Source organism: Corynebacterium hesseae (assembly GCF_037850265.1).
Lineage (GTDB): Bacteria > Actinomycetota > Actinomycetes > Mycobacteriales > Mycobacteriaceae > Corynebacterium > Corynebacterium hesseae.
This window is the reverse complement of sequence record NZ_CP137211.1, coordinates 1,623,431-1,646,938: the sequence shown is the minus strand read 5'-3', so window position 1 is coordinate 1,646,938 and position 23,508 is coordinate 1,623,431. Positions and strand designations below refer to the sequence as shown.

Sequence of the window (23,508 nt, the reverse complement as noted above, 5' to 3'; positions counted from 1 at the left end):
TCGATACTTCTATTGTCCCACTGAATGCGAACAAAACGGAACTAAACAAAGAAAAGCTCACATCGAACGCGTGCCTTAGTCACTAAAACCTACGGTTGTACTGCAAGTATCCGAATGTGTGATCTCGGACGCTAAAACGGTCGAAATCGGGCATGTACACACACAAGGGGGTAAAAAGAAACAATCCCCCAGTCCGGTTCGCCCGCACCGAGTGGGTGATTGGTGTGGAGCGGGGAAGGCCTGAGGGAGCGCTGAGGTGGATGGTTTCTAGAGTTTGCGGAACACGGATACTACTTTGCCCATGATTTCGGCTTCATCGCCCTTGATGGGTGAGTAAGCGTCATTGTGGGGGAGGAGCCATACACCGGAGGAATCTCGGTGAAATTCCTTCACGGTCGCTTCTTCGCCATCCAAAAGTGCGGCTACGAACTCGCCTTCTTCTGCAACAGACTGCGAGCGAATAATAACCCAATCCCCGTTGAGGATTCCTGCATCCTGCATTGAATCTCCCACGACTTGCAGCATATATAGTTCGCCGCTGCCTAGGATTTCACCCGGCATGGGGAAGTAGGCGTCGATGTTCTCCTCGGCGGTGATGGGGGAACCAGCAGCAATGCGGCCCACAACAGGAATGTAGTTTGGGGTGGCGGCGTCTTCGGGTGCGTCAGGGGTGGAGGTTCCCGATGGTGCGATTGCCTGCCCGGTCTTTCGTCCGGGCTTTTTGGGGTCGTCGGCGCCGGGGAAATGGCGCACATCAACAGCTCGTGGCTTGTTTGGATCGCGGCGAAGGAAGCCCTTCTCTTCCAGCTGCTTTAACTGATAGGCCACGGACGAGGTGGACTGGAGGCCTGTTGCGTCACCGATTTCGCGGATGCTTGGCGGATAGCCGCGCAACATTACGGCGTCATGGATTACTTCCAAGATGCGGCGTTGGCGAGGGGAAAGTGAATCGAGGGAAGGGTGGTCGCTTCGCTTCGGATTGCGGGCCATTCTTGCTCCTAGGAACTGTCGGGATGTGCAGAGTTGATGTGCGCGGCTTTGGCGTGCCGGACATAAGTGGGAGTGGGCTGCTGGTGATACTTCCGCTTCCCTTTTTAGCACGGAAAGAAAAAATGTTCGACTAACGCCGCCCGAGTGTGGACAAATATTCGAAGGCCTGCTATAAATCGAACATACACACCAAATCGAACGGTTGATCGAAGGTGATGTTCGAAGATGTCGGGCTTGGTTCGTACACTTCGGGCATTGTCTCAATGAATAAGGAAGACCTAGAAAGGAACCGTCATGGCTATCGCATTAAACAATGCCTCTGTACTGCGCGGGGTGGCCCTCGAGAAGTCTAGCAATCGGACTGTGCTAGTGCCGCCAGCGGCGGTCTGGGATCCCGCTCAGTCTCGGTCGCTCACGTCTGATGCCCCGCGCAACCTTCCATATGGGCCGTCTCGTGTTCGAACTCTTGCCGTAAACGATAGAACACAGTGCCGTCCAGAAATTCCGGTGAATTCCCAGGTTTCGGCCGCCGGGGCAACATCGGGCAGCCGTCGTAGTCGGTCGAACGTAGGTAACTATGTGCTCGGAGCAGTCTTTGGCGCCGCGGTATTCATCGGCACAGTATGGGGTGGCCTCAGTATCGATAGTGAGGTTGACAGTGCGAGCACCTCTTCGACCACGACGGTCGTGTCTTCGCGCTAGAATTCCTTGGGCCAGCAGCATGTGCGCATTGGTCGAAAGGAAGGATACGGCACTGTGTATTGCCCGTTCTGTCACAACGAACAATCACGCGTTATTGACTCGCGCGTAATCGACAGCGGAACCTCGATCCGGCGGCGTCGCGAATGCGCCGCGTGCAAAGGTCGCTTCACCACCATCGAGAAGGCAGTCTTGTCAGTAGTCAAGCGAAATGGCTTGGCTGAGCCTTTCAGTCGCGACAAGCTGATCCGAGGCGTCAAACGCGCATGCCAGGGGCGCGACGTTAGCGATGATGCTTTGAAGAAGCTCGCTCAAGAAGTTGAAGAGACCGTGCGCAGTCACGGCTCCTCGCAAGTCAACGCCAATGACATCGGCCTTGCCATCCTGGAACCTCTGCGAGATCTCGATGAAGTGGCCTACCTGCGCTTTGCGTCCGTGTATAAGTCTTTTGAAAGCGCCGACGACTTTGAATCAGAAATCCGCCTCATGCGTCGGCGCGACCGCGATAGCTTTTAGCGTAATTTATCCACTGCCTTTTGGATTCTCCTCAAAGACACCGCGTGGGCAGTGCCCAGGCGTTGTGCGAAGAGCGATACGCGCAGTTCCTCAATCATCCAGTAGATGTCTTTAACCTCTCGCGTCTTTTCGCGGCCAGGAGGCAGGGAACGCAACCGATTGGCCACATAGGCTTTGGCCTCGTCGACGTCTGCCTGCCGGTCAGCATCGCGGTCCGGATCCACGTTCATTTCCTCAAGCCTGATGCGCGCGGCCTGGATATAGCGCGGTAAATGGCGCAGATGTTGGATTCCGTGGACGGTGATGGCGTGCGCGGGCAACAGGAAATTGAGCTGGGCCCGAATATCATCGATGGCCGGCCCCTCCCAGTGCTTCAGCTCAGCATCCAGATTGGAATACTCTGCCAGGCCTGGCGCAATTGCAACGACTGCCTGGCGCACTCTGCCCGGGACCTCCGGTTTGACCGCGTTGAGCAATGCATTGAAGTCACCGGGGGTGCGCACGGGGCCGCCCTTTTCCATCATGATGTCGCGTACTGCGGCAACCCGGGCATCACTGACAAGTCCTTCCGCCCCGCCGTGGGGGTAGGAGTCGACGGCTACCCGCTGCTGTAGAGGAAGCCCTTTGACCATCTGCTGCGTATTCACCGTAATTTCCCGGAGCAGCAAGGTTAGGGTGGTGGTGATCATGGAGGCGTCGGCAGCCGCCTTGGTGGGATGGACCTTGAGCGCCACGCCGTCCTTGGTCGCTACGAGCGCGGGGTAGGCGGTGACCTCGTGTCCATCAACGACGGTTACCACTTCCTCATCGATGGCGCCGAGTGTATCCTCCGTCCATTCCTTGACCGCAGTGGATTCGGCGGCGCGGCCAACGCGTGAGACCGAGGAGGAAATGTGGCCGGCTTGGCGTTGGACTAGAGCCTGCAGGTTGCGGTCTGAGTCGATGACCTTGCCCCGCTTGTCCACTGCGGCATAGTTCATGCGCAGATGCGGAGGGAGCTGGTCGGGGCGGAAATCGCCGGCGTTGATTCCTTGGCCGCCCATCTCTTGCAAAACCGCAGCGAGTTGCTCGGTGAGTGTGCCCTCATAGGGCAAGAGCTTGGGCAGTGCGCGTTCAGCGAACTCGGGTGCCGGAACCACGGTGCGTCGAAGAGCCTTCGGCAGCGAGCGAATAAGCTCAGTTACGAGCTCTAGGCGTAGGCCCGGTACCAGCCAATCGAAGCCTTCTGTATCTAACCCCGCGAGGAGCGGGACGGGAACCATGAGTGTGACACCGTCGAGCGGGTCTCCCGGCTCGAACTTGTAGGACAAGTCGTAGTCGATGCTTCCCTTCAACCAACGGTCGGGGAAGGCATCCTCGGTGACATCGTGGTCCTCCTCGAGGAGAGCTTCGGGGTCGAAGTCCAAGGAATGTTTGTTCTTCTGCTTTTTCCACCAGGAATCGAAATGCCGGGCGGTGGTGACAGACGCAGGGATGCGCTGATCGTAGAAATCGAAGAGAGTGTCTTCGTCCACGACGAGTCCGCGCCGGCGGGCCTTCTCCTCATATTCGGAGGCCTCGGCGAGTTTGCGTTTGTTGTCGTGGAAGAAGTGGTGGTGAGTGGTCCAGTCGCCGTCGACTAGCGCGTTACGGATGAACATATCGCGCGCTGCCTCAGGATCCACGCGGTGATAGGGCACGGTCCGGTCGGCGACAACAGTGACGCCATAAAGCGTCGAGCGTTGGGTGACGACCGCAGAGCCGCGCTTTCGCGACCACGTCGGGTCAGAATAGTTGTGCTTCAGCAAATCCTTCGCCAGCTTTTCAACCCATGCTGGGTCGATGGCAGCAACGTCGCGCGCCCACAGGCGCGACGTTTCCACCAACTCAGCCGCCATGACGAACTCGGGCGGTTTCTTTGCCAGTGCCGATCCGGGGAAGACGAGGAAGCGGGTATTGCGGGCGCCAATGAACTCCTTAGAGTTGCCATCACGCGCGCCGATATTAGACAACAGTCCAGAAAGCAAGGCCATATGGATGTCATCGGGGCGACGCTCTGTGCTTTCCTGGGCTTTCCACCCGAGCTGCTTGGCGACATCCCGCAGCTGCCGCACCAGATCGAACCACTCGCGGATGCGCATATAGTGCAGGAAGTCGGCCTTCATCCGTTTGCGGAAAGCATTACCGCTCATCTCATCGCGAGCTTCCTGGACAAAGTCCCACAGGTTGAGCATGGCCACAAAGTCGGAGGTTTTATCCTTGAAGCGGGCATGTGCCTGGTCGGCTTGAGCTTGCTTGTCGCTCGGCCGCTCGCGCACATCTTGGATCGTCATGGCAGCAACGATGACCATGACGTCGTGGAGACACCCGGAAGTCTTGGCCTCGACCAGCATGCGGGCCATGCGTGGATCTACGGGGATGCGGGCAAGATCGCGGCCTATTCGGGTCAGGACAGGTAGTCCGTCTTTTTCTTTGCCCTCTAGGGCGCCCAGTTCGTGCAGAAGAAGTAGGCCGTCTCGTACGGCCTTCGGCTCAGGGGCTTGGACGAAGGGGAAGTCAGCAATGTCCCCAAGGCGCAGCGAAATCATCTGTAGGATGACGCTGGCCAGGTTGGTGCGCAGAATCTCGGGATCCGTAAACTCCGGGCGGGATAGGAAATCCTGCTCGCTGTACAGGCGGATGGCGATGCCATCCGCAACGCGGCCACAGCGGCCCGAGCGCTGGTTGGCGCTTGCCTGGGAGATCGGCTCGATGGGGAGGCGCTGCACCTTGGTGCGCGTGGAATAGCGCGATATACGCGCCGTTCCCGTATCCACGACGTAGCGAATGCCTGGCACCGTCAACGAGGTCTCAGCAATGTTGGTGGAGAGCACGATGCGCCGTCCGCGGTGCGAGCGGAAGACGCGATGTTGTTCCTGGTTGGACAGGCGTCCGAAGAGCGGAGTGACCTCCACGTTGCGCCAGTGGCGCCCCTCGATGGCCTCCATGGCGTCGCGGATATCGCGCTCTCCGGGGAAGAAGCACAGAATATCTCCTTCGCCTTCGGCCATGAGCTCCTCGATGGCTTCGCAGAGGGCGTCGAGAGGATCGAGGTCGATGGTCTTGCCACCCGATTCGACCTCGAGCGGACGGTAGCGGATCTCCACGGGGTAGGTGCGCCCGGAGACCTCGATGATGGGGGCAGGATTGCCCTCAGCGTCCGCGAAGTGTTCGGCGAAGCGCTCGGGATCAATCGTTGCTGAGGTGATGATGACCTTCAGATCCGAACGCTTGGGAAGCAGCCGCTTGAGGTAGCCCAAGAGGAAGTCGATGTTGAGTGAGCGCTCGTGTGCCTCATCGATGATGATCGTGTCGTAGGCATTGAGGAAACGGTCGCGCTGCATCTCTGCCAGCAGGATGCCGTCGGTCATGAGCTTCACGGCGGTGGTGGAGGAGACTTTGTCATCGAAGCGAATGGCATAGCCGACTGTCTCCCCGATCGACTGATCAAGTTCTTCTGCAATGCGCTCGGCGACGGTACGCGCTGCTAGTCGCCGCGGCTGGGTATGGCCAATGAGCCCCCGCCGGCCGCGGCCGAGTTCCAGGCAGATTTTTGGAATCTGTGTGGTCTTTCCCGAACCGGTTTCACCAGCGATGATGACCACCTGATTCTTTTCGATCGCCGCGGCGATATCGTCGCGGCGTCCGGTGACGGGAAGCTGCTCGGGGTAGGTAATCGGCGGCACGTTGGCATCGATGGTGCTCACCTTGTCTTGGGCGGCTGTGATATCGGCCTGGATCGCAGCAAGGGCCTTAGGAGAGCGAGCCTTGCGCAGGCGGCGACGGAATGCGCGCTCATCACTCAAAGAAACTGTTGTGAGAGCGCCGTAAAGATCTTCGCGAGTAGCAGTCATAGTTGACCTAAAAGTCTACTCGGAAGGCTATTCGCTCACAGGTCCAGGTAGAGAAATTGGTACCCTCGTGGTGACTGTGTGAACAATGATTAAAGAAGGGCACAATCAATGACTAATCCTTTTGGTTCGAATCCGGAGGACAACGGCTCCAACGGAGGGTTCGGAAGCAACCCGCAGAACGGCCCCGGTAATTCCTCCGGGAACACTGGTGGGCTTCCAAAGTATGAACCCACCAGCCACCCAGAAGACCAGGCTGGTTTCGGTCAATCCGGCAACTATGGCAACTATGGTGGCGGAGCTTATGGCTCTCAGTCCTATGGTGGGTACGATGCTGGCCAGCCGGGTTATGCCGGTGCGAGCTATGGGAATAGCTCCGGCCAAGAGGGCCTCGGCCCAGGTGCCGGTCCGGCCTATACGGGTCCAGTCAGCGCTATCGAAGCGATCAAATGGGGATTCAAGGCCGCGCTCGGCAACGCACTTTTGTGGGTGTTGGGCGCCGTCGTTGTGTTTGCTATTCAGTTCGTCCCACAAATCGGACTCAGCGTTGGTGCGCAGAGTGCCGATGGGGCGGAAACCTCTGTCATGGTGGACCTCTTCTCCTTCGTGGTGTCCATCCTGTCCTTTGTCATTTCTCTGGTTGTTTATCGTTTGGCCTACCGTGAAATCGATAAGCCGAGCCCCACATGGGGAACCCTGTTCCAGGGAGTTCGCTGGGTGCCGCCACTCGTAGTGAACCTTGTTTTGGGTGTTCTTGTCGCGATTTCCATCGTCATCGTGGTCGTCGTTCTGTTTGTTGTCGGCCTGGGTGGAGTCTCTTCGATGGATCTCCAGAATCCGGAGCAACTCAGCCAGAGCGATGTTTTCGCGCTCGTTGGCTCCATCTTTGGTGGGCTCCTAGTAGTGATGCTGATTGCGCTGTTTATTCAGCCCTTCTTTACCCTCATGCCCTGGTTGGCAGCCGATACCTCCTCGATCGGCGAGGCTTTCTCCCAGGGACTCAAGCTGGGCAAGGAAAACTACAGCCACCTTTTGCTGTTTATTGTCCTGTCTGGCCTCTTGGGTTTCGCGTCCCTTATTACCTTGGGCTTGGCTCTGATTATTATCGCGCCGGCCCTTCAGCTGGCGACAGCGCACCTGTGCCGCCAGTGCCAGGGGCGTTATGCTCCGGCAGCTTAAGGCTTAAGCCAAACCTATAACGCAACGCCGCCTAAGCTTTCCTCTTGTTTAGCCACCGCCTATCGAGGCGGGTCGCACTAAAAGGGGTAAGCCAAGGGCGGCGTTGTAGTTTTTAACGCCATTAGAGTCGGGGGCTTGAATTATGAGGCCGGGAAGAGGGCTCGGGAGCGTTCCGCAGCGTCCTGGAAGGCGGCGGTGACCAAAGAGCCAAAGGCGCGGAATTCATCAGCGCGGGCTGCAGACGATCGGAAAACGAGTCCAACCTGGCGCTCCGCCGTTACCGTGGGGGCGAAACGGGCGACCGCAAGCTGCGGGTTTTGGCATTCCGTTGCGAGTGCTGATTCAGGGGCAAGGGTAGTGCCTAGATTCCCCATGACGAGCTGCAGGATAGTGGTCAGCGATGATGCTCGGGTGACGGCATTGGTGGCTTCGGAGGGGTTCACCTTGGCGCGACGGCATAGGTCGAGGACTTGGTCGCGGAGGCAGTGGCCGTCGTCAAGCAGCAAAAGGTCAAGGTCTGCAAGCTCTTCGAGCGTGAGATCCTCGCGCCCCGCGAGCGGGTGCCCTGCCGGTGTTACGACGGTAAAGGATTCGCTATAGAGAGGAGTCTCGACCATCCCGGTGGCCTCGGTGGGCAGTGCGGCCACAGCGAGGTCTAAGCTGCCCTCGCGCAGCTTGTCTAACAGGTGTTGAGTCTGCTCCTCGACGAAGCGTGGTTCTAGATCGGGGTAGGTTTCGCTGATGGATTTCAGCAGCCCCGGCAAAATATAGGGCGCGATGGTGGGGATGATTCCGATGGTGAGGGGGCCAGTTAACGTACCGCTTGCACCGTGGGCTTGGCTGAGGAAGGCATCGGAAGCTTCGAGCGTTGCCTTGGCGTAGGGGAGGAGCGCCTCGCCGGTGGACGTCACGATGACTTTGCGGGTAGAGCGCTCGATGAGCTGGACGCCCAAGCCTTGTTCGAGGGCGACGAGTGCTTGGGAGAGCGAAGGCTGGGAGATATCGAGTTTGGCGGCCGCGGAGCCAAAGTGTTTGTTCTCCGCAATCGTGACGAAGGTGCGCAACTGGGCGAGGGTTGGGCGATACTCCTTATTGTTCATGCCTATAACTCTAACATCTCTAATTCGTCAGGCCTATTGACGTGTGAGAGGGTTCGTGGCATACTTAACAAGCGAGCGGCTGCGTACCAGCTAAAAGGCAAAATGGTGTGTGGTCGTAGAGATTTACATCACTTTTGTGCATTGTTGTGACTATTGAAGGAGTTGAATCTTCTATGCCTATCTTGACCGTTGGTGAGAAGTTCCCAGAGTTCGAACTGACTGCGCTGAAGGGCGGCGACCTCCACGACGTCAACGCTAACCAGCCGGAGGATTACTTCGAGCAGGTGTCTTTGGACAAGTACCAGGGGATGTGGAAGGTTGTATTCTTCTACCCGAAGGACTTCACCTTTGTGTGCCCGACTGAGATCGCAGCCTTCGGCAAGCTGGATGAGGAATTCCAGGACCGCGATACCCAGATCCTCGGCGGCTCCACCGACAATGAGTTTGCGCACTTCAACTGGCGTGCAACCCACCCGGAGCTGAAGGAAGTCCCGTTCCCGATGTTCTCTGATATTCGCCACGACCTCATCCGAGCCCTCGGTGTGGAGAACGCCGACGGCGTTGCTGACCGCGCAACTTTCATCATTGACCCGGACGGTGTTATCCAGTTCGTGTCCGTGACCCCGGACGCTGTGGGCCGCAACGTTGATGAGGTTCTGCGCGTGCTCGATGCGCTGCAGTCCGAAGAGGTTTGTGCCTGCAACTGGGAGGCTAATGACCCGACGAAGAACATCGACAAGCTCGAGGTCGTTCAGTCCGCACTGTAAGACATCGCTAAGCACAACCGTCCAACCATAAAGGAGTTACTCAGTGTCCATCGACAACCTGAAGTCCGCACTTCCGGCGTATGCCAAGGATCAGAAGCTCAACATCGGTACGCTGACGCGTACGACCGAGCTGAATGAGGAGCAGCTGTGGGGCAGCTTGGTCGCTGCTGCGGCCGCCACCCGTAATGATCTGGTCCTGAAGGAGATTCTTGAGGAAGCCCGCGAGCACCTCAGCGAAGAGGCAGTTGACGCAGCTCTCGGCTCCGCCACGGTGATGGCTATGAATAACGTGGCCTACCGCGCAAAGAGCTGGTTGGGCGATGATTTCGCGCAGGTCAAGTTCGGTCTGCGCATGAACATCATTGCTAAGCCTGGCGTAGACAAGGCAACGTTTGAGCTGTGGAGCACCGTTGTCTCTGCTATCAATGGCTGCGAGCACTGCCTGACTGCACACGCCAATACTCTGTTGGAGGAGGGCGTGACCAAGGAGCAGATTTGGGAAGGCGTCAAGGTCGCAGGCGTTGTTCAGGCTGTGGCGCAGGCGCTGCAGGCTGAGGCTGTGCGCTCCGCTGAGTAGATAAACAGCATGCCTTCTTAGGCGCACGATAGAAAGTCCCACTCCCGTGATTATGTACAGGGGAGTGGGACTTTTTGTGCCTCAAAGGGCTGGGGAGGTTTGCGGCCTTCTAGCCGATGACCCCGCCGAAGGCAACGCCGATGCCATAGGTAATGGCTAGCCCGAGCGCTCCACCAATGACGAGGCGGAAGACGGAACGTGCGGCATTTGTACCGGCGAGGCGAGCAGACACGTAGCCCGTAATCGCCAGGGCAATGAGAGTGATCACGGCGACGACTGCTGCGGCCATGCTCATCGGGGCTATAAAGATTGACAGGAGGGGTAGCGCTGCACCGGCAAGGAAAGATGCTGCCGACCAGAAAGCGGCGTGCCAAGGGTTCGTCAGGTCCTCACCATCGATGCCCATCTCCAGCCTCAGGTGTGCCTCCAAGAGCCTATCTTTGGCGGCGATCTCATGTGCGGCGGTGTCTGCGGTAGCGGTGTTCATGCCGTAGTCAGCCAACATGGATACGAGTTCGGCGTGTTCTTGTTCAGGAAGCTCCGCCAGTTCGCGAGTCTCCTTATCTATCATCATCCGTTCGGAGTCACGCTGCGCTGACACCGAGACGTATTCTCCCAGCGCCATCGACGCGGCTCCCGATACGGTTGCGGCCAAGCCGGCGGTGAGGATGGCGCTTGCCGACGCCCCCGACCCCACGACGCCGAGCAGAAGTGCAGCGACGGAGACGATGCCGTCATTGGCGCCGAGAACTCCCGCCCGAAGGGAATTTAACCGCGCGTTGTGTGAATCGCCATGGGGCTCGTTGACATGGTGTGCCATTTCCAGCTCCTTGAATCCTAGAGAACTGCTCTTACTCCAGTATCGTCGCTGGTCAGAGTCCTGTGAAGCGTGTATAGGCTTCGCTGTGTGTAGGGAGTGAAGGCTTAGGTAATCGTTCCCGTCCACTCACCGCAGGGGATGCCGTCCACTGACAGGCCCATCGTGAAGACTTCCTCTTTGAGATCAAAGTGGGCGGTGGGCAGCGTGATTGCGAGTGCCTCGGGGGAGTAGTTGTATTGATAATCAACTGGACGGTGGGCGTCCCTCGTGTCTTCTCCGTATGAAGCGATCTCCATCGAGCTGAGGTTGGCTTGCTCGAAGTGGGCGATGAGCTGAAGGTCGAGGGTGTGCAGCTTAAAGACGACGTCACGGTGGTGGGGCATGCCTCCGAGGAGCCAATGCACAGTGACTGAGTCCTCATGCGTCTCAAAACTAACGCCGGCAAGGTGGATGCTGGTGGCTGGGGATTTTGGGTTAGTCATAGTGGCGCCCACTGTACTCCCCATGTCGCTACTTGAAATCGAGGGAAAAGTATTCAGATTTGGTTAAGTGCAGAACCTTTTCAAAGAGCCAGCAAAAGAGCAGCGCAAGGGCGAGGGGAAGTACGACATAAACGAAGGTAATGATCATCACGTTGCCGGCGCTCCATCCCCACCCTTCGTAATTGAGAGCCGCCAGCGGGCCCATGAGTCCGGAAATTCCGAAACCGGCGGAGATTGGTGTGCCCGAGATCCCTAGAGCGCCACCAACTGCGCCCAGGATTGCGGCGGAGCAAATGACGGGAAGGAAGGTGACCGGCTTGGACAACATATTGGCCATCTGCACTTTGGGAGAGCCCAGAACATGCAGGATGGAGGTGGCGAAGCCGTTTACGCGCCAGCCGGCAACGAGGAGCGTGAAACCTGCGGCAACGGCCCCGAGGTTGGCGGTGCCAGAGGCGATGCCGTCGATAAAGATGGCGGTAGCAATGCCGACGGTGGAGACTGGGGAGACGATCATGACTGCAAAAAGAACGGCGAGGACTATGCCCATGAGGACCGGCTGCAAAGTTGTCGCACCGTTCACGAGGTCACCAAGCCACAGCGTAAAGACCTTGACGATGGGGAAGGTGACGACCCATCCGATGCTGCCCGCAACGAGCGTCACGATGGTGGAAAGCAACAAGATGGAGTAATTCTTGAGCCTATCGCCGATGAAGAGGAGCAAACCAACTGCCATGGCTGCGGTTAATCCAGAGTTGATGACGAGCCCGGTGCCTTTGAGGAAGAAGCCGCCTTCGGGATTGACGGTGGCCACCCCGGAGCCGCAGAAGGAAGCAATGCCCACGGCTGCGGTCTGAATCGGTGTCATCTTGAATTCGATGCCTACGAGGACACCAATCATCACAGGTAAAAGGCTGGCGGCTAGACCCGTCAGCGCTATTACGGTGGACGCGCCGGACCAGAAGGGGAGCAGCGCCTTGGCCAACTCGCCGAGCAAGGCCTGCGGGACGAGCGACACGACGACGGCGATCGAGATGCCGTTGAGAACCTTCATGGTGAAGGATCCGAGAGCGAGATGCTCGGCCGCGGGCGCGGCGCTGGCGTGGGGGATGGGGGAAAGCTGGCGTTCGTCGATCTGCTGTGGCGTGCTCATTCCCCAATCATACGCATAATATGCGGTTGACGGAGAATAATAACAAAGGAAGGGTGTATTTAAATTCCCTAGTATTCCACGCGTAGTTCGGACAGCCGGACTTCACCAGCCTCATCGGAGGCATCCAAATCGACAGTGCCAACGATGTGGTAGGAGTTGTCCCCCTCTGGGTCCTTGAGGATCTGCCGGACGGTCCACGATCGTGAACCCCCGACGCCACGAGCCCCTGAGCCCTTGTCGCCCTTGTCCAGGACAAAGTACTCCGGCCCCCGTGCTGCTGGCCCAGTATCGATGTCATCGTAGTCATCGAAGTAGTCATCGAGAGCTTGGCCAAAGTCGGGGATCTCCTCCAAATAATCCAACAAATCTGCCAAGCGATCTTCCTTCTCCAAGGCAAAGAGCTGCGCGAGCCGGAAGAAGTAGTTGCGCACCATGATGCCAAAGGCGCGCTGATTGGCTGTCAAGGCGGTGGGATCCTCAACGCCGAAGGCCAATTCGCGGTCCAAATCCGCCTGGGAAATGGGGGAGTCCTCGCCGGCCATTTCAGCCCACTCGTCGACGAGCGAAGAATCAACCTGGCGGATAAGTTCTCCGAGCCAGACGATGATGTCTTCGAGCTCCTCGGTAAGGAACTCGGCAGGGATCGACTGCTTGAGCGTGCGCCAAGCATCAGTGAGGTAGCGCAGGATGACGCCTTCAGAGCGGGCGAGTCCGTAGGTGGCGACAAGGTCGGAGAAGGTCATGGCGCTCTCTAGCATGTCGCGAACCACAGACTTAGGACGCAGCTCAAATTCCTTGGCCCAAGGATTGGTTTCGCAAAAAGTGTCGTAGGCCTGCTCCAAGAGCTCTTCGAGTGGCTTCGGCCAGGTGATGTCTTCCACGATGGCCATGCGTTCGGTGTAGTCCACCCCGTCTGCTTTGAGCGCCGCGATCTCCTCGCCACGGCGTTGCTTTTGCTGAGCAATTAGGACTTGGCGAGGATCATCGAGCACCGCCTCGAAGACCGAGATGACGTCGAGGGCATAGGTGTCCGATTCCGGATCCAGCAAGGTGAGTGCCGCCAACGCGAAGGGCCCCAAAGGTTGGTTCAAGGCGAAATCGCGCGGCATTTCCCGCACCACGTGGTACGGGCGTCCATAGATGTCGAGACCCTTGGTGGATTTTTGGACCACGCCTGAATTGAGAAGCCCTCGAAACAGGCTCAGCGCCGTTAAGATGTCTTCGTTCTGGCGCGCACGCGTGTTGTGACTCGTACGCAGCAGGTGTTTTAGGTGTTCGTAACCGTTGCCGTGGCGGGCGAGCACATTGAGCAGCATGGAATTGGAGACCCGGAATTGGGAAGTGAGCTGCTCCGGTTCGGCGTCGATAAGCCGGGCATAGGTCTGCTCCGACCAAGAGACCTCACCGTCGCGCGCGGACTTCTTCTTCAGTTTCTTTAGGCGCGCCGGGTCATCGCCCACGCGCCGCCGCGCTTTGGCGTTTTCGATCTCGTGCTCCGGCGCCTCTACGACGACCGTGCCTTCCGTGTCATAGCCTGCGCGGCCGGCGCGACCGGCAATCTGGTGAAACTCGCGGGACTTGAGGATCCGCTGACGGGTTCCGTCATACTTGGCCAGGCCCGTCATCAACACCGTGCGGATTGGAACATTGATGCCAACACCTAAGGTATCCGTTCCGCAAATGATCTTGAGTAGACCCTTTTGGGCCAGCCGCTCCACCAAGCGCCGATACTTCGGCAGCATGCCGGCATGGTGCACACCAATTCCCTTGCGAAGCAGCTTAGACAGGTCCCTGCCGAACGTCGTGGTGAATCGGAATCCCGCGAGCTCAGCGGCAATGGACTCCTTCTCCTCTGGGGTGATGATCTTTGACAGCGACGTCAATGCTTGCGCGCGCTCTGAGGCCTCGCGCTGGGAGAAGTGGACAACGTAGACAGGAGCCTTGCCACCAGCGAGCAAATCCTCGATGGTTTCATGGACTGCGGAAAAGACGTAAGAGAAGTCCAACGGGACTGGGCGGGTTGTCCCAGCCACGAGCGTCGTCGTGCGTCCGGTGCGCTCAGTTAAGTCCTTCTCCAGCCACGTCGTATCGCCCAAGGTCGCGGACATGAGCAAGAACTGTGCTTTCGGCAATTCCAACAGCGGAACCTGCCAGGCCCAACCGCGATCCGGCTCAGAATAGTAGTGGAACTCATCCATGACCACCTGATCGATGGCAGCTTCTGAGCCATCGCGTAGCGCAATATTCGCCACAATCTCAGCGGTCGCAGCAATGATGGGAGCGGAACCGTTCACGGTGGCATCGCCGGTCATCATGCCAACGTTTTCTGGGCCAAAAATCTCACAGAGAGCGAAGAATTTCTCGCTCACCAAGGCCTTGATAGGTGCGGTATAAAAACTGCGCTGCCCTCGCGCTAAAGCTATGAAGTGGGCGGCATTGGCCACCATGGACTTACCGGACCCGGTAGGCGTGGCCAAGATGACGTTATCCTGCGCGAGGATAGCTAAAGAGGCCTCTTCCTGCGCCGGGTACAGCGAGATTCCACGGCCGGAGGTCCACGATAAAAACGTGTCCCAGATGGCCTCATCAACCATCGGCTCGGGGACTTCGGCGAGATCGGGCAACATCTGAGAAAGGTTCACCCGTCCCACCTTAGGCGAAAGCCTTAGAGTATAAGTCTCCGCCCTGCGGCTGTGAACGACCGAGACCCTCGACAGCCGCGGCGTGTTGAGCTTATCTGAGGTTAGACGTCATCGTCCATGTCTGAGCCGGGGCCCTCGTCTCGCCCGTAGTTATCCTCGCGGTCGTCGATGTCTTCAGAGAGGATATCCGGGTTGTCATCGAGCCCGGCAAGGAAAGCCTCGAAGTCAGCCCCGATCTCCTCGCCCGTAGGCATGTGCTCTTCACCCGGCATAATGGCCTGCGGATGGCGGGAACGGTAGCGCTCCATATAAGCGTCGTACTGCTCTTCCAACTGGCGGACCACGCCCGCGATCTCTTCAGAATCCGTCACCTGCTCCTCGAGCTGCTGGTTGACGCGAGCCACGTCTGCCTCCAAGCTACCCAAGGGAATGTTGAGGTCGACGGCTGAGGCAACCGAATCCAGAAGACGGAGCGTGGCCGCTGGATAAGGCGAGGCCGCCAGATAATGCGGCACATGCGCGGTATAGCCGGCCACGCGGCGGCCCTTCTTATCCAAGGCACGCTCAATATACAGGGCGGCTGCGCCGGGGACCATCATGGTGGATTCCATGCGCACCATAGAGTTAAGGAGTTCCGGGGCATTGCCGTGCGCAGTGACCACCGTGGGGCGGGTGTGTGGCACCGGCATGGGCGCGGAGTAGAGCATGATGGTGTTCTTGATATCGAACTTTTCAACCAAGTTCACTACCGCATCCGTAAAGGCCTCCCACCGCAAGTCCGGTTCCGGTCCGGACAGTAGCAAGAAAGGCGTGCCGGAATTATCCCGCAATACCTTGATGCCCAAATCCGTGTTCTCAATCTCCACGGTGCGGTCATGGTCGATAGTGACGGCAGGGCGGCGTGAACGGTAGTCAATGAGTTCGTCGTTATTAAACGAGGCCAGCTGGCGGTTTTCCAACGCGGCTTTGAGGTGATCAGCGCTGGCTTCAACGGCCTGGCCTGCATCGGCGTAGCCATTCATGGCAACGATCATTGTGGGGCCTGCGCCTGGAGTGGAATCATCCTTGACCACTGGAGCGGGGTACTCCAGCTCGTACATGCGGCGCTGTTCTTCCTGCATGGTTGTGACTCCTCCTTCTAGCCGTGTGCTTGTTCTCGAGCGTACGACCTCAATCAGTGTTCTGTGACATGCAACGCTTAAGGCTTACCGCCTATTCCCAGAGGCGACTGGGCGTCCGGGGCGAACGCGAAGCTGGTCTGTACGCGCGGGGGCTCCCGCAGGGAACCAGTGATGATCGTTCAAGCATGCCATATGGAGGCTGGTTGTGCCAGGTTTCCACTTGCTGGGTGTGGAAAACCGGGCTACTTCCAGTGGACTGCGCACTAGCCCGGACTCGTTATCCACAGATGTGCCGTGGACGGTCTTAGTGCTCTAGCGAATCGAGGTAAGTGTGGTTCAGGCTACAAGGTATGAACACACACTCAACGCATACAGACCGCACTCCACCAATAACGACCCCAGGTCACCTCCTCGCAAACATCCCTGGCCTCCTAGGCTTCTATCCCACTGAATCGGTGGTTTTCATGGCTATCGATACCACCCCGCGGGGCCCAGCAATGGGCCCGCTTGCACGCGTCGACATCGCAGATGCCCAAGGGGCAGTAGTGGACATCTCGCCGTTACTGGCCGAGCACGCCCGCGAAGGTGTGTTTGCATTCCTTATTTCGAAGCGTCCCCTCACCGAGCTCAGGGAGGTGGCTCACTGGCTATATGGCCTAGACCGCGCCGAGGACGGGCTGGAGGTCGACGCTGCGTGGCATACCCGGGAAATCACCAAACATGAGGCTTATGTCTTGCTTCATGGAACCGTCAACGCGGATGGAAGCGGGCCAATGAAGAAGTGGGTTGAGGGGACAATACCGGCGCTGACCGACGCCCCCTCGATGCGCTCTTGCGTCGACCACAATGTTGTACCGGAGCTCAATAGGGAGGAGTTCTTTGCTGTCTTTGCCGCAGGGAACCAGTATCTGGATGCTGCCGAAGCCGATGCCTTGGCGCGGCAAGCGCAAGATGCGGCGACGCAGTATCGTGCGCAGGTAGCAGCTGCGCGGGGAAAGAAACGAAAGGACCTCTTGGATCACTTCCTCGACGATGCTCGGTGGGCGCTTCGCCAGGTGGCGTCGGTGGAGGAGGCTGAGCAGGACAGTGAGCTGCTGGCAACCTGTGCTGTGTGGCTGTCAACGACGTGGACGCGTGACCTCGTCGTGAACGTGTGCGCGACGTCGGGCGAAACGGGAGCGCATCTCCTTCTGGCGGCGGCGCGGACATTCGGCGGCGAGTTGCGGGCAAACGCGCTGACTCTCTTTGCGCTGGCGCAGCTGGAACAGGAGTGGGATATCCTCGCCGGCCCTGCATTGCAGCTCGTCGTGGAAGAATTTCCCAGCCACCGCCTAGGCTCACTCCTGTGCCAGGCATACCGTCATGGCCTGCACGAAAAGATTCGGGACTCAATTCATACAGGCGCCCTCAAAGCCTATGAAAACGCTATAGGGGAAGGGGAGGAGCATTCAGAGGATGCGGCTAGCGATGCGCAGAATGTGCCCGCTCGCCGAGCTGCTGGGTGAAGTTCCACGCGTCTGTCACGATGGTGGTTAGATCGGTGCGGCTGGGGTTCCACCCGAGCTCGGATTTGATCTTTTCCGAGGAGGCCACGAGTGTTGCGGGATCCCCAGCGCGGCGAGGTGCAAGCTCAGCCGGGATGGGGTGACCGGTTACTTCGCGGCAGGCCTCAATGACCTGTTTGACGGAGTAGCCATCCCCGGAGCCAAGATTGTAGATGCGGTGCGTTCCTGCGGCGTTGCTCTCCAGCGCTAGGACATGGGCCTCTGCCAGGTCTCGGATGTGGATGTAATCCCGGACCGCGGTGCCGTCGGCGGTGTTGTAGTCATCGCCGAAGATGAAAATCTTGTCGCGGTGCCCCAGCGCTACCTGCAGGACGAGGGGAATGAGGTGGGTTTCTACTTCGCGGTTTTCTCCAATGGTGCCGTAGGCTCCGGCGACATTGAAGTAGCGCAAGGAGGTCGCCCCAAGGCCGTAGGCAGTGGCATACGACGTGATCATGTAGTCAATTGCGAGTTTGGAGGCGCCGTAGGGATTCGTTGGCTGCGTAGGCATCGACTCCGTAATTGGCACTTGCGCCGGCTCGCCGTAGGTTGCCGCGGTCGAGGAAAAGACGAGGTTTGTGACCTCGAATTCCCGCATGGCGTTCAGGAGCGTCAGCGTGGTTACGACATTATGCTGCCAATAGTCAGCGGGGGCTTCAACGGATTCACCGACGAGGGAACGCGCCGCAAAGTGCAGCACGCCGTCGAATCCACCTTCAGACAACACCTCACGGGCGACATCAGCGACGTCGCCTTCAACGAGACGTGCCTGCTCTGGGATGGCCTCGCGGTTGCCGGTAGAGAAGTTGTCGATGATGGTGACGTCGTGGCCTTTTTCGACCAAGACTGCCGCGCACACACTGCCGACATATCCGGCACCACCGGTAACTAATAGCTTCATCGTATTACTTCTCCTTAACTCGGATGGCGTGGGCGAGTTCGTCGACAAGCTCGACGGTATGCCCAGATTTCGTCGTCAGCGTAATGGTTCCGCTCTCATTGACCACCGTCACCTGCGAACCGATTTGGATTCCGCAGGAATAAAGATCATCGAAGGTCGAGCTATCGGCCTGCAAAACCTCATTGATTTGCACGATGGTGGCTTCAGTTTCTTGTCCCGTAGGGAGGTCGATGGCGCGGGTTCCCAAGTCGAGCTCCACCGGGGTCGTACCCAACTGTGCCAAGCCTGGGATGGGGTTGCCGAATGGTGAGCGCGAGGAATCCTCCAATACCGCGACGACGCGCTTTTCTACCTCTTCACTCATGACGTGTTCCCACCGGCAGGCCTCGTCGTGGACCTTGTCGATATCCAGTCCAAGGACGTCTGTGAGCAAGCGTTCAGCTAGGCGGTGCTTGCGCATGACGTTGGTTGCCAATTCGCGGCCCTGTTGGGTGAGGTCGAGGCTGCGATCAGTGCGCACGTGGAGCAGGCCATCGCGCTCCATACGAGCCACGGTCTGAGATACGGTTGGCCCAGACTGCTCTAAACGCTCTGCGATCCGCGCGCGGAGGGGAGTGATGCCTTCCTCTTCGAGCTCGTAGATAGTGCGCAGATACATTTCCGTGGTGTCAACTAGGTCCCTCACGTGGGCTTACCTTTCTGCGTTGTGGGCGGTGCGTAGCCACATAGGTTTAGACGCGGTAATAAGGATGTATTAAGAGAATATCTTAAACAATAGCGCATTCGTCGAAAGTATTGAGCGCGCAGCGCTGTGCCTCCGGCGGGGTTCGACGGGGCACGGCAACCTCGCGGGACCTTGTGGAACGACGAAAGCCACCGAGCACTGACCGCCAAAGCCCACAATGCTGTTTCAGCTGGGCTAGCAGGTAGCTGGCTCGATGGCTCATGCCAGGATTTGAATAAGAGATTTAAAGTGCGTATTCGCGGAGGCGATCGGCGCGGTTGCCTTCGCGCAACTTGGCCATGACCTCACGTTCAATTTGGCGAACGCGTTCGCGGGAGAGACCGAACTTGCGGCCAATCTGGTCGAGGGTGCGCGGAACCCCATCATCCAAGCCATAGCGCAAACGGATGACGTCCTGCTCGCGCTCCTCCAAAGAACCAATGACGGAGCGGATATCGGAGTGGCGCATCGAAGCAACCACGGCGGTTTCGGCGTCCGTTGCTTCGGCATCCTCAATGAAGTCTCCCAGTGGAGCCTCTTCATCGGTGCCCACCGGCATATCCAAGGAGACAGGATCGCGGGACTGACGCAGCAGCATTTCGATCTTGGACTCTTCGATTCCCGATTCCTCTGCGAGCTCCTCGTTCGTAGCCTCGCGGCCTAGGGATTGGTACATCTCGCGCTTGATGCGCGAAAGCTTATTAACCTGCTCAACTAGGTGTACAGGGAGGCGAATTGTCCGGGACTGGTCAGCCATGCCGCGGGTAATGGCCTGGCGGATCCACCAGGTTGCGTATGTGGAGAACTTGAAGCCCTTGGCGTAGTCAAACTTCTCCATAGCGCGAATCAGGCCCAAGTTACCCTCCTGGATGAGATCCAGTAGCGGCATGCCGCGGCCGGTATAGCGCTTAGCCAGGGAGACCACGAGGCGCAAGTTTGCTTCCAAGAGGTGGGAGCGTGCCTTCTTACCTTCGCGGGCCAAAATCTTCAGGTCACGCTTCTCCGCGCGAGTCAACTTCTCAGCATTGGCAAGCTTGTACTCGGCGTAGAGGCCAACCTCAATGGTCTGCGCCAATTCAACCTCGTCCTCGGCGCTCAGCAGCGCAGTCTTGCCGATTCCATTGAGGTAAACGCGGACCAAGTCCGCGGAGGGATTGTCATTGGTCTGGTTACGGCGTGAGCCGCGGTCAACTTCCTGTCCGTCCTCGTCCTGGACGCTAGCAGCGGATGATGTGGCCATCTCATGCCTCCTAAGTTGCGGCTTGGTTCATCCCCTACAACGGGCCTTCGCGTCAGATAGTTCCCACGGGCCCAAAAATGTTTAATCACCCGGGATGTGCGAGAGGTTTTAGGCCATTTTGGGGGAGGCGCGCCGAAGCTAGACCTCAACGAGCACGGTAAACGGTCCTTCATTGATGGAGGACACGCGCATCATCGCTCCAAAGCGGCCTTCTTCCACAGTGATTCCGCGCTCGCGAAGGCGAGCGACAACTCCCTGGATAACCGGCTGCGCGGCTTCACCCGGTGCGGCATCTGACCACGATGGGCGCCTGCCTTTGGCCGTTCGTCCGTAGAGGGTGAACTGACTTACCACCAGAACAGGCGCACCGCTGTCGGCCACGCTCGTCTCGCCTTCTAGGACGCGCAGCTCAGCGATTTTGCGCGCCATCGTGTCCATCCGCTCTTCCAAGGTTGGTCCTTCGGCAGTGCCGGAGTCAGAACCTGCCGCGACGTCCTCGCGGGAAATACCGACGAGCGCTAAGACGCCGCCGGTATCCGGGCAGGAAATAGAGCCGACAACGTCGTTGTCTACGGTGACGGTAGCTTCGGAAACGCGGGTTAAGACAGCACGCATGGAAGGGAGTACACGACCTTTCTGGTGAGGAGTTCTTTCTCAGATGACAAACGCGAGGGGCTTGAGGGAAAGGAGGGGACTACTCAGTGTTGCTAAATGCCAACAATTCCGTAGGGATGAGAAGCCCATGGCGGATGAGATCCACAATGGCTGGAAGCGCGGCGCTAACCAACTCGGATTCCTCAAAGCCCTGCGCGGCGGCATAGAGCTCGATGGTCTCCCCAATGCTCAGCCCGTGGGGATTGAGCCCGGCGACGATCGCCGCGAGGTGCTCGTCGACGTCATGCTGCCAGCGCGGACCGTCCGTGCGGCTGAGCCGTAATGCTGCGCGCTCAAAGCCCATGCCAAGCTCCGTGTCGGGCAGTGAAACGTCTTCGCGGGCGACACCTGGGCGCAGCTGCACATGCTTTGTTTCCAGCTCACCCGGCACCAGGTTGCGTAGCCATTCAATGCGAGCAAAGTATTCCTCCACTTCGGGCCCGAGCGGATCGATGACCGGCTGCGCCATGGTTTCTGCCAAAATATCGGAGGGCTCGCCGTCTGCAATGCGCTGGATAGCCACGAAACCAAACCCGATGCCGGTGACATCATGATCGCGGAAATGCTCCAGCCAACGGCGTGAACGCTCCTGGCCTTCGGCACTGCGAACATCCACGGATTCATCGCTCAACCACGTGGAAACATAGAGCGCAGGGTCCGCCACATCGCGCTGAATGATCCACGCGGCCACGCCGGTATCCGGCAGCCACGAGGCAACCCGCTGCTGCCAAGACTTGTCGCCTTGGTGTACCCACGCAGCGAGAATGTGTGCGGTGCCCCCAGGATTGAGGTGCTCCACAGCTTGCGATATGACAAGCTCACTTGCTCCATCCAGATTGAGGCCGGAATCCCGGTACACGTGGCCCACCTTGGGCAAGCCCACCACGAACGGAGGGTTAGCAACGATTCGGTCGAAGCTCTCGTGCTGCACGGGCTCGAACCAAGAACCCTGGCGAAGCTCAACACGGTTTTCTGCGCCTGCAGCAGCGACAGTAGCGCGGGCAAGTTGGAGGGCTCGCTCGTGAACGTCGGTCGCAACAATTTTTTCAGCAGACTCCAGTTGCCCAAGGATTTGTACGCCAGAACCCGTGCCCAGGTCTAGTACTGAGGACACGGGTGTGGTCGGGGTCGAGTGCAAGAGGGAGAGACTGGCAGAGCCTACTCCCAACACGTGCTCGGAGCCGGGCACGTGATCCACTAGGGAAGCATCAACATCGGAAAACACGATGCGGTTCTTACCCACGATGACGTGTGGCCGAATGTCATAAGCCACGTAGGCGGTGCCGTGCTCGTCGGTAAGCACTGCGCCGCAGTCGAGCAGCCGGGTGGCTAGGCGTGCTCCGAGGACGTCGGAAAGCAGCGTGGCCGGTACGTGTTCGTGCAGCAGGAAGATCCGGATGAGGTGGTCCAGGCGGGAATCACCGTTGGCTCCCAGTGCCACGGCGGCTGGCTCGCCGCGATGTAGCGCTTCGGTGTACTCCGGCCCCAGGTGTCCCGCGATACCGTCCGCGCTCAACCCTGCCTCAGCAAAGACGTGGGCTAGTTCTTCCGCAACGTCTGCGATGGGGTTGTCCGGGTTCATCGCCGGGCCGAAAGGGGAGGGCTGTTGGGTGCTCACAAAAATATCCTTTGATAGTTGGGGGAAGGAAACGGTGACTTCTTAATCTTCGTGCTCAATTGTGTTGGTCGTTGAACTCTCCGCGTCCGTGCCCGAGGGGGAAGTGTCCGATGAGGGCGCGCCGGGAAGTTCGCCGTGAGCACCGCTGGTGATTTGTTCGCGCCGTGTCTGCGCCATCTGTCGGGCGAGCGCGGGCTTGTAGACCGCTTTGTCGCGTTTGTCCTTCTTCTGCCCCCGCCCGTTGCCGATGACCACGGCTATCCAGGGAAGCGGGAAGGTGACGCCCACGACGATGGCGGCGGCAATCCACCAATGCCAGGCATACACCATGACACCAGCTAGAAGCAGCGAAGGGATGCGCAGAAACTGCAAAATTGAGTAGATAACTTCGCGGCGATGCCGGTCCTGGCCGGGAGCGAGTTTGGCGGTTGTAATGAGATAAGCCTTGCGCCCGAATCGACGCCCACGCCGCCGCCCCGATCGTGGGGTATGGCGGGCGTTATCGCGCGAGTTCGAAGGGGTCATGCCCACCAGCGTAGCGGTAGGACTCGCCAACTTCGATACCGATGCGGCATGATAGTGGGCGTGAGTACGACGACTAAGACTATTGAACGCCCTGATGTCCGCGAGGATACGTCGACCAACGACGACACCCCGAAGTTTTTCCACTATGTAAAGAAGAACCAGATCCTCGATTCCGCGGTCAACGGTAAGTACGTCGTTGCCCTCTGTGGTGAGACCTTCCCTGTCACCAAGCAAGCCAAGCCTGGTTCGCCCGTGTGCCCGGACTGCGAGCGGGTATATAAGAGCCTGCGCCGCCGCTAAGCGTGCCGTCGACGCGTAATGTTGCGTCGACGTAAAACGAAGACTTTCACAAGAGCGGGATGTTGGGATAACTAGAGGGGGATAGTC

20 protein-coding genes are annotated in these 23,508 nt (G+C 58.7%); 6 read left to right on the top strand and 14 right to left on the bottom strand.

Going from position 1 to position 23,508, the window contains the following annotated elements; all coding sequences use genetic code 11:
- Positions 1-267: 267 nt before the first annotated feature.
- Positions 268-990 (bottom strand): transcriptional repressor LexA, encoded by a 723-nt coding sequence (gene lexA / locus R3O64_RS07695; protein WP_070531375.1) that lies wholly within the window; start codon positions 988-990, stop codon positions 268-270.
- A gap of 756 nt (positions 991-1,746) precedes the next feature.
- Between lexA and nrdR the strand changes: the two genes are divergently transcribed.
- Positions 1,747-2,205 (top strand): transcriptional regulator NrdR, encoded by a 459-nt coding sequence (nrdR, locus tag R3O64_RS07690; RefSeq protein WP_010190258.1) that lies wholly within the window; start codon positions 1,747-1,749, stop codon positions 2,203-2,205.
- On the opposite strand, the gene hrpA is transcribed toward nrdR, so the two are convergent.
- On the bottom strand, positions 2,202-6,077 hold the full coding sequence (gene hrpA, locus R3O64_RS07685) for an ATP-dependent RNA helicase HrpA (protein WP_339016492.1): 3,876 nt from the start codon (positions 6,075-6,077) through the stop codon (positions 2,202-2,204). The two genes, nrdR and hrpA, sit on opposite strands and share 4 nt — an antisense overlap.
- 108 nt (positions 6,078-6,185) lie before the next feature.
- Here hrpA and R3O64_RS07680 point away from each other — a divergent pair, with 108 nt between their 5' ends.
- Positions 6,186-7,253 carry a hypothetical protein gene (locus R3O64_RS07680; RefSeq protein ID WP_339016490.1) on the top strand — a complete coding sequence of 356 codons (1,068 nt, stop codon included), beginning with the start codon at positions 6,186-6,188 and terminating at the stop codon, positions 7,251-7,253.
- Positions 7,254-7,393: 140 nt separating this feature from the next.
- Here the strand turns inward: R3O64_RS07680 and R3O64_RS07675 are convergent, their stop codons facing one another.
- On the bottom strand, positions 7,394-8,353 hold the full coding sequence (locus tag R3O64_RS07675) for a hydrogen peroxide-inducible genes activator (protein ID WP_070531365.1): 960 nt from the start codon (positions 8,351-8,353) through the stop codon (positions 7,394-7,396).
- Between the two features lie 173 nt (positions 8,354-8,526).
- Between R3O64_RS07675 and R3O64_RS07670 the strand changes: the two genes are divergently transcribed.
- Together R3O64_RS07670 and R3O64_RS07665 are read left to right on the top strand one after the other, a co-directional pair.
- Positions 8,527-9,120: a peroxiredoxin gene (locus tag R3O64_RS07670; RefSeq protein ID WP_070524465.1), complete on the top strand. Its 594-nt coding sequence runs from the start codon at positions 8,527-8,529 to the stop codon at positions 9,118-9,120.
- 43 nt (positions 9,121-9,163) lie between these two features.
- A complete protein-coding gene (locus R3O64_RS07665) occupies positions 9,164-9,697 on the top strand; it encodes a carboxymuconolactone decarboxylase family protein (protein WP_070524463.1) in 534 nt (177 codons plus the stop codon).
- Positions 9,698-9,806: 109 nt separating this feature from the next.
- On the opposite strand, the gene R3O64_RS07660 is transcribed toward R3O64_RS07665, so the two are convergent.
- The 5 genes from R3O64_RS07660 to R3O64_RS07640 all read right to left on the bottom strand — a co-directional run bounded on the left by R3O64_RS07660 (position 9,807) and on the right by R3O64_RS07640 (position 15,915).
- Positions 9,807-10,517, bottom strand: a complete 711-nt coding sequence (locus tag R3O64_RS07660; RefSeq protein WP_101735667.1) for a VIT1/CCC1 transporter family protein — start codon at positions 10,515-10,517, stop codon at positions 9,807-9,809.
- A 104-nt stretch (positions 10,518-10,621) separates the two neighbouring features.
- Complete coding sequence (locus tag R3O64_RS07655) at positions 10,622-10,999, bottom strand: hypothetical protein (RefSeq protein ID WP_070531451.1); 378 nt, start codon at positions 10,997-10,999, stop codon at positions 10,622-10,624.
- A gap of 28 nt (positions 11,000-11,027) precedes the next feature.
- Positions 11,028-12,053, bottom strand: coding sequence for a PTS sugar transporter subunit IIC (locus tag R3O64_RS07650; RefSeq protein ID WP_232748462.1), 1,026 nt, complete (start codon positions 12,051-12,053; stop codon positions 11,028-11,030).
- 167 nt (positions 12,054-12,220) lie between these two features.
- On the bottom strand, positions 12,221-14,794 hold the full coding sequence (locus R3O64_RS07645) for a DEAD/DEAH box helicase (RefSeq protein WP_339016482.1): 2,574 nt from the start codon (positions 14,792-14,794) through the stop codon (positions 12,221-12,223).
- Between the two features lie 101 nt (positions 14,795-14,895).
- Positions 14,896-15,915 carry a PAC2 family protein gene (locus tag R3O64_RS07640; protein WP_070521987.1) on the bottom strand — a complete coding sequence of 340 codons (1,020 nt, stop codon included), beginning with the start codon at positions 15,913-15,915 and terminating at the stop codon, positions 14,896-14,898.
- A gap of 350 nt (positions 15,916-16,265) precedes the next feature.
- Between R3O64_RS07640 and R3O64_RS07635 the strand changes: the two genes are divergently transcribed.
- Entirely contained in the window at positions 16,266-17,420 is a 1,155-nt protein-coding gene (locus R3O64_RS07635; RefSeq protein WP_070531347.1) for a DUF4192 domain-containing protein, read from the top strand.
- Here the strand turns inward: R3O64_RS07635 and galE are convergent.
- From galE to R3O64_RS07605, 6 genes are all read right to left on the bottom strand, one after another.
- Positions 17,377-18,360, bottom strand: a complete 984-nt coding sequence (gene galE, locus R3O64_RS07630; RefSeq protein WP_070596688.1) for a UDP-glucose 4-epimerase GalE — start codon at positions 18,358-18,360, stop codon at positions 17,377-17,379. The genes R3O64_RS07635 and galE overlap by 44 nt on opposite strands.
- Before the next feature lie 4 nt (positions 18,361-18,364).
- The gene (locus R3O64_RS07625; RefSeq protein WP_143334833.1) at positions 18,365-19,045 is read right to left on the bottom strand and encodes a metal-dependent transcriptional regulator; all 681 of its coding nucleotides are present in this window, start codon (positions 19,043-19,045) and stop codon (positions 18,365-18,367) included.
- Between the two features lie 283 nt (positions 19,046-19,328).
- Positions 19,329-20,324: a sigma-70 family RNA polymerase sigma factor gene (locus tag R3O64_RS07620; protein ID WP_010190233.1), complete on the bottom strand. Its 996-nt coding sequence runs from the start codon at positions 20,322-20,324 to the stop codon at positions 19,329-19,331.
- A 138-nt stretch (positions 20,325-20,462) separates the two neighbouring features.
- Positions 20,463-20,939, bottom strand: coding sequence for a D-aminoacyl-tRNA deacylase (gene dtd / locus R3O64_RS07615; RefSeq protein WP_070531341.1), 477 nt, complete (start codon positions 20,937-20,939; stop codon positions 20,463-20,465).
- A gap of 79 nt (positions 20,940-21,018) precedes the next feature.
- Positions 21,019-22,560, bottom strand: a complete 1,542-nt coding sequence (locus tag R3O64_RS07610; protein ID WP_180952039.1) for a DUF7059 domain-containing protein — start codon at positions 22,558-22,560, stop codon at positions 21,019-21,021.
- A gap of 78 nt (positions 22,561-22,638) precedes the next feature.
- Positions 22,639-23,121: a DUF3099 domain-containing protein gene (locus tag R3O64_RS07605; RefSeq protein ID WP_339016470.1), complete on the bottom strand. Its 483-nt coding sequence runs from the start codon at positions 23,119-23,121 to the stop codon at positions 22,639-22,641.
- A 48-nt stretch (positions 23,122-23,169) separates the two neighbouring features.
- On the opposite strand from R3O64_RS07605, the gene R3O64_RS07600 reads away from it, so the two are divergent.
- Positions 23,170-23,421: a DUF3039 domain-containing protein gene (locus R3O64_RS07600; protein WP_012715089.1), complete on the top strand. Its 252-nt coding sequence runs from the start codon at positions 23,170-23,172 to the stop codon at positions 23,419-23,421.
- The last annotated feature ends 87 nt before the right edge of the window (positions 23,422-23,508 follow it).